This window comes from bacterium (assembly GCA_035528375.1).
Classification (GTDB): Bacteria; RBG-13-66-14; RBG-13-66-14; order RBG-13-66-14; family RBG-13-66-14; genus RBG-13-66-14.
This window is the reverse complement of sequence record DATKYS010000117.1, coordinates 1-5,244: the sequence shown is the minus strand read 5'-3', so window position 1 is coordinate 5,244 and position 5,244 is coordinate 1. Positions and strand designations below refer to the sequence as shown.

Annotated in this window: 5 protein-coding genes; all 5 read right to left on the bottom strand. The window is 65.3% G+C overall.

Annotation, left to right across the window (positions count from 1 at the left end; translation table 11 throughout):
- Window positions 1–28: 28 nt before the first annotated feature.
- The 5 genes from VM054_09265 to VM054_09245 all read right to left on the bottom strand — a co-directional run bounded on the left by VM054_09265 (window position 29) and on the right by VM054_09245 (window position 5,156).
- Entirely contained in the window at window positions 29–1,693 is a 1,665-nt protein-coding gene (locus tag VM054_09265) for a methylmalonyl-CoA mutase family protein (GenBank protein ID HUT99250.1), read from the bottom strand.
- A 44-nt stretch (window positions 1,694–1,737) separates the two neighbouring features.
- The gene (locus VM054_09260) at window positions 1,738–2,898 is read right to left on the bottom strand and encodes an acyl-CoA dehydrogenase family protein (GenBank protein HUT99249.1); all 1,161 of its coding nucleotides are present in this window, start codon (window positions 2,896–2,898) and stop codon (window positions 1,738–1,740) included.
- 25 nt (window positions 2,899–2,923) lie between these two features.
- Window positions 2,924–3,904, bottom strand: a complete 981-nt coding sequence (gene meaB / locus VM054_09255) for a methylmalonyl Co-A mutase-associated GTPase MeaB (GenBank protein HUT99248.1) — start codon at window positions 3,902–3,904, stop codon at window positions 2,924–2,926.
- Window positions 3,904–4,437, bottom strand: coding sequence for a cob(I)yrinic acid a,c-diamide adenosyltransferase (gene cobO, locus VM054_09250; GenBank protein HUT99247.1), 534 nt, complete (start codon window positions 4,435–4,437; stop codon window positions 3,904–3,906). The genes meaB and cobO overlap by 1 nt, the downstream gene beginning before the upstream one ends.
- A gap of 89 nt (window positions 4,438–4,526) precedes the next feature.
- On the bottom strand, window positions 4,527–5,156 hold the full coding sequence (locus VM054_09245) for a CsgG/HfaB family protein (protein ID HUT99246.1): 630 nt from the start codon (window positions 5,154–5,156) through the stop codon (window positions 4,527–4,529).
- Between the last annotated feature and the right edge of the window lie 88 nt (window positions 5,157–5,244).

Here is a 5,244-nt window from a genome sequence, read left to right as displayed (position 1 = left end):
CTACCCTCCCCCCAGAGGGGGGAGGGGGCTAGAATATCGGCGGCTCCTTGTACTCGCCGAACTCCTCACGCAACACGCCCAGGGTCTCGCCCAGGGTGGCGTAGACCCGCGCGCAATTCAAGAAGTGGGGCATGGTGTTCGAGCCGTCCCGCGCCGCCCGGCGTAATCCATCCAGCGCCTTCTCGACCTCATCAGGGTTGCGCTCCGACCGGACGCGGCCCAGCCGCTCCCGCTGAATCCGGTCCACCTCGGGGTCTATCTTCAGGATGTCTATGGCGATCTCTTCGTCGGGGATGACGTGCTTGTTGACCCCGATGACCGTCCGCTGCTTCTTCTCGATTTTGCGCTGGAACTCGAAGGCGGCGTCGGCGATTTCCTGCTGGAAGAAGCCGAGGTCAATGGCCTTGAGCACGCCGCCCAGCTCCTCGATTTTCGCAAAATACTCCTCTGTCTCCCGCTCCATCTCGTCGGTGAGCGCCTCGACGAAGTAGCTCCCGGCCAGGGGGTCAATGGTGTTGGCCACCCCGGACTCCTCGGCGATTATCTGCTGGGTGCGCAGGGCGATGGTGACGGCCTTTTCCGAGGGCAGGGCCAGGGTCTCGTCCATGGAGTTGGTGTGGAGGGACTGCGTTCCGCCGAGGACGCCGGCCAGGGCCTCCAGGGCGGTGCGGACGATGTTGTTCTCGGGCTGCTGGGCGGTGAGGCTGCACCCGGCGGTCTGGGTGTGGAAGCGCATGAGCCAGGAGCGGGGGTCCTTGGCGTGGTACTTCTCGCGCATGTGTCGGGCCCAGATGCGGCGCGCCGCCCGGTACTTGGCTATCTCCTCGAAGAAGTCCAGGTGGGCGTTGAAGAAGAGCGACAGCCGCGGCGCGAACACGTCCACGTCCAGACCGACCGCTATCCCCGCCTCCACGTACGCGAAGCCGTCAGCCAGGGTGAACGCCAGCTCCTGCACCGCCGTGGAGCCCGCCTCGCGGATGTGATACCCCGAGATGGAGATGGTGTTCCACTTGGGGACATGGTCGGCGCAGAAGGCGAAGACGTCGGTAATCAGCCGCATGGACGGCTCGGGCGGGAAGATCCATGTCTTCTGGGCGATGTACTCCTTGAGGATGTCGTTCTGAATGGTGCCGCGCAGGACCTTGGAGTCCACACCCTGCTTTTCGCCAACCACGATGTAGTAGGCCAAAAGGAGCGAGGCCGGGGCGTTGATGGTCATCGAGGTCGAGACCTTGTCCAGGGCGATGCCGTCGAAGAGGACTTCCATGTCGGCCAGGGAGCTGATGGCCACGCCGCAGCGGCCGACCTCCCCCTCGGCTCGGGTGTGGTCCGAGTCGTAGCCCATGATGGTGGGCAGGTCGAAGGCGACGGAGAGGCCGGTCTGCCCCTGCCCGAGGAGATACTTGTACCGGGCGTTGGTGTCCTCGGCGGAGCCGAAGCCGGAGAACTGGCGCATGGTCCAGAGCCGCCCCCGGTACATGTTGTCCTGCACGCCCCGGGTGTAGGGCGGCTTCCCGGGGACGCCCAGCTTCTCGGCGTAATCGAAGTCGCCCAGGTCGTCGGGGGTGTACATGGGCTTGATGGGCCGACCGCTGACCGTCTCGAAGAGGACGTCGCGCTCGGGCTGCCCGGCGATTCTTTCCTTCCACTCCGCAGTCTCGTCCCCGCGGCGGGTTTCCTCTTTTACCCCCATAAACTCCCCTTCACTTTTTTTAACGCTTGTCGGACGCCGCCGTGTCACCGCAGGTATGATAAGCCGATGACCATACGTTGGACCTCGCTGGTTCCCTCGTAGATGCGCGTGATGCGGGCGTCGCGGTAGATGTGCTCGATGTCGGAGAATTCGCCACAGTAGCCGTATCCTCCGTGGATCTGCATGGCGCAGTCGGCGCAGAAGGTGGCGGTCTCCGAGGCGAATAGCTTGGCCATGGCGGCCTCGCGGGAGTACCTCACATCTCCCTGGTCCTCAAGCTGAGCGGCGCGGTAGGTCAACAGACGCGCTGCGTCTATGCGGGTGGCCATGTCCGCGACCATCCACTGAATCGCCTGGAACATGCCGATGGGCTTGCCGAACTGGACCCGCTTCTTGGCGTAGGCCACCGATTCATCGAAGGCGCGCTGGGCAATGCCTAAGGCCTGGGCCGCCACGCCGATACGGGCCGAGTCCAGTGTGCTCAAGGCTATGCGGAAGCCCTTGCCCACCGGGCCCAGCAGGTTTTCCTTGGGGATTTTCACGTCCTTGAACCAGAGATGACCGGTGGTGGCCGTCCGGATACCCATCTTGTGCTCGATCATCTCGGCGGTGAAACCAGGATCGTTTATATCATCGAAGATCAGAGCACTGACCTTGCCTTTTTCCAGCGGCTGGTCTTCGCTCTCCATGATCCGGCAGATCAATACGAATACATCCGCCACGTTGCCCGATTGGGTGAAGATCTTCTCACCGTTGACCAGGTAGTGATCACCTTTATCCACCGCGCGCGTCTGTTGGTTGGCGGCGTCGGAGCCGGCCTCGGGCTCGGTGAGGGAAAAGGCGCCTTTGACCTCGCCCCGTGCCATCGGTGGAAGGTACTTCCGCTTCTGCTCCTCGGTGCCGTACTTCTCGATGGGGTAGGAGGCCAGGACCGCCACGGCCATCACGATGCCAACGGCGCCGTCGTACTTGCTCATCTCCTCGATCAGGGTGGCGTAGCGGATTTTGGACTCGCCCCGCCCGCCGTACTCCTTGGAGCTGGGGAAGCCGACGAAGCCTTCCTTCGCCATTTTCTGGAAAATCTCCTCGGGGAACTCTGGGGGCCGGCGGTCCCAGGCTTGCGAAAAGGGAACCACGTGCTCCTCGCAGAACGCCTTTACCCTGTCCCGTACCTCCTGCTGCTCCGGAACCCAGTTGTAGAGCATTTCCGCACCTTTCGTGGTGGGGTTTTCAGTTCAGGTTCAGCCGATCTACATTCAATCTCGCGATTATCTGCTCCGCCTCGTGGTAGGGGGTGGAGCGGCTGGTCATGATGCGCTCGACGGCGTCGTCGAGGTTTTTTTCGAACCCGTCGGAGCCCAGGACCTGCTCCAGTATCTCGTGTTCGAGTATTTCACGGAGCTCCCCGTGGGCGCGGTTGCGGCGGCGCTCCTCGGCCAGGCCGCTGGACTCCATGTGGTGCCGGTGGTCGTCCACGGCGCGCAGGACCTCCTCCACGCCGACGTCGTCCCGGGCGACGGTCTCCAGCACGGGCACGCGCCAGTCGTCCACGCCGGCGGGCTTGAGCTCCAGCATGGCGGAGATTTCACGGAGAATCCTCTTGGCCCCCTCGCGGTCCGCCTTGTTGATGACGATGACGTCGGCGATTTCCAGGAGCCCCGCCTTCATCGCCTGGACGCCGTCGCCCGACTCCGGGACCAGGACCACGACGGTGGTGTCGGCGGCGCCGGCGATGTCCAGCTCCGACTGCCCCACCCCCACCGTCTCGATGATTATCCGGTCCTTGCCGAAGGCGTCCATGGCCATGGCGACCTCCCGCGTGGATCGGGAGAGGCCGCCCAGGGACCCCCGGGTGCCCATGGAGCGGATGAAGACGCCGGGTATGTTGCCGACGTCGTCCATGCGTATCCGGTCCCCCAGGAGGGCGCCGCCGGTGAACGGGCTGGTGGGGTCCACGGCGATGATGCCCACCGTCTCGCCGCCCCGGGCGATTCTGGCGGCCAGCCGGCCGACCAGCGTTGACTTGCCGGCGCCGGGGGGGCCGGTGACTCCCAGACGCATCCGGTACCGGGAGAGGGGGTACAGCGCGTGGAGCAGCCTCTCGTAGCCGTCGCGCTCGTCCTCGATGACCGAGATGGTCCGGGCCAGGGCCGCGTCCTGCCCGGCGGAAAACCTTTCCAGCAGCTCCTGGAGGTCCATCTCTCGCGGCATCAGTACTCGACGCCCTCCCGGGCGTCCATCCCGGCCTGATAGGGGTGCTTTATTTCCAAAACCTCGGAGACCAGGTCGGCGAGGACGATGACCTCCGGGCGGGCGTAGCGGCCGGTGATGACCAGCTCCAGCTCCGGCGGTTTGGAACGCATCATTTCCAGCACCTCTTCCAGCGCAACCAGGCCGTAATCCACCGCCACGTTGAGCTCGTCGGCGACGATCATGTCGTAGGCGCCGGAGGCCACCCGCTCCCGGAGCAGCGCCCAGCCCTCGCGGGCCAGACGCACGTCCTCGGGGTCCGGGTGTTCCTTGGAGACGAAGGTCTCCCGGCCGGCCTGGACGATGTCGAAGCCGTCGAGCCTTTCGGCGGCCTCGAGTTCGCCGTAGTTGATGCGGCCCTTCATGAATTGGATGACCAGGATTCTGCGCCCGTGGCCCCACGCCCGGAGCGCCTGTCCCAGCGCGGCGGTGGTTTTACCCTTGCCGTCGCCGGTGTAGACCTGAACCGTTCCGATGCGCTCGTCCTTAGCCATCGCGGGTTTGGGGCAACCCTCACCCCGGTCCTCTCCCCAGGGGGGGCACCCCCCTCCCTGCCCTCCCCCCAGAGGGGGGAGGAAAAGTCCTACTCCACCGGGCACCAGGCGGGAGACCAGTCGTGGTTATCGTTGCTGGTCAACTTGGTCTGGTTGCGCCCGTCGGCGTCCATCACGGAGATTTCAAAGCTTCCGTCGCGCAAGGAGGAAAAGGCGATGCGGCCCGCGTCGGAGGTGCCCGATGTGTAGCCGCCGCCCGAGGTCCCGCTGTACGGCAGGCCGGTAAGCGCCGCGGCCAGCCTGCGGCACACGTCTGGCAGCATCCCCTCGCCGTCGGCCGTCTCCGTCCGCCCCAGCGCCGCCTCCGCCGTCTCCACGTCAATGTAGCGCACCGCCACGGTGTAGGTGCCCGCCAGGCGGCTCACACTCCCCACCGCCACGTAGTCCGCCCCCACCAGCTTGCCGAACTCTGCAATGGTGCTCGCGTCCACCATCCCCGACAACTGGAAGGAATGCTCCTCTATGATTTTGGCGAGTTGCGCCCGCTCGATGACCCGAAAGCGGCCGGTGGCGATGATTTCGGTGCGCATGATCTCGCCCACCGCCTTGGCGATGCCCTCGTCGCAGTTCACCGCCTCGAAGTCCACGATGGCGATGGCGGGCTGCTCGGCCAGCCCGGCGACCGCCAGCAAAGCCAGCAGAATTACCAGTGTACGCATAATCCACCTTTTATCAAAGGAAGCCCTCACCCCGACCCTCTCCCACGGGGAGAGGGGGAGAACACCCCCCACCCCGGCCCTCCCCCCA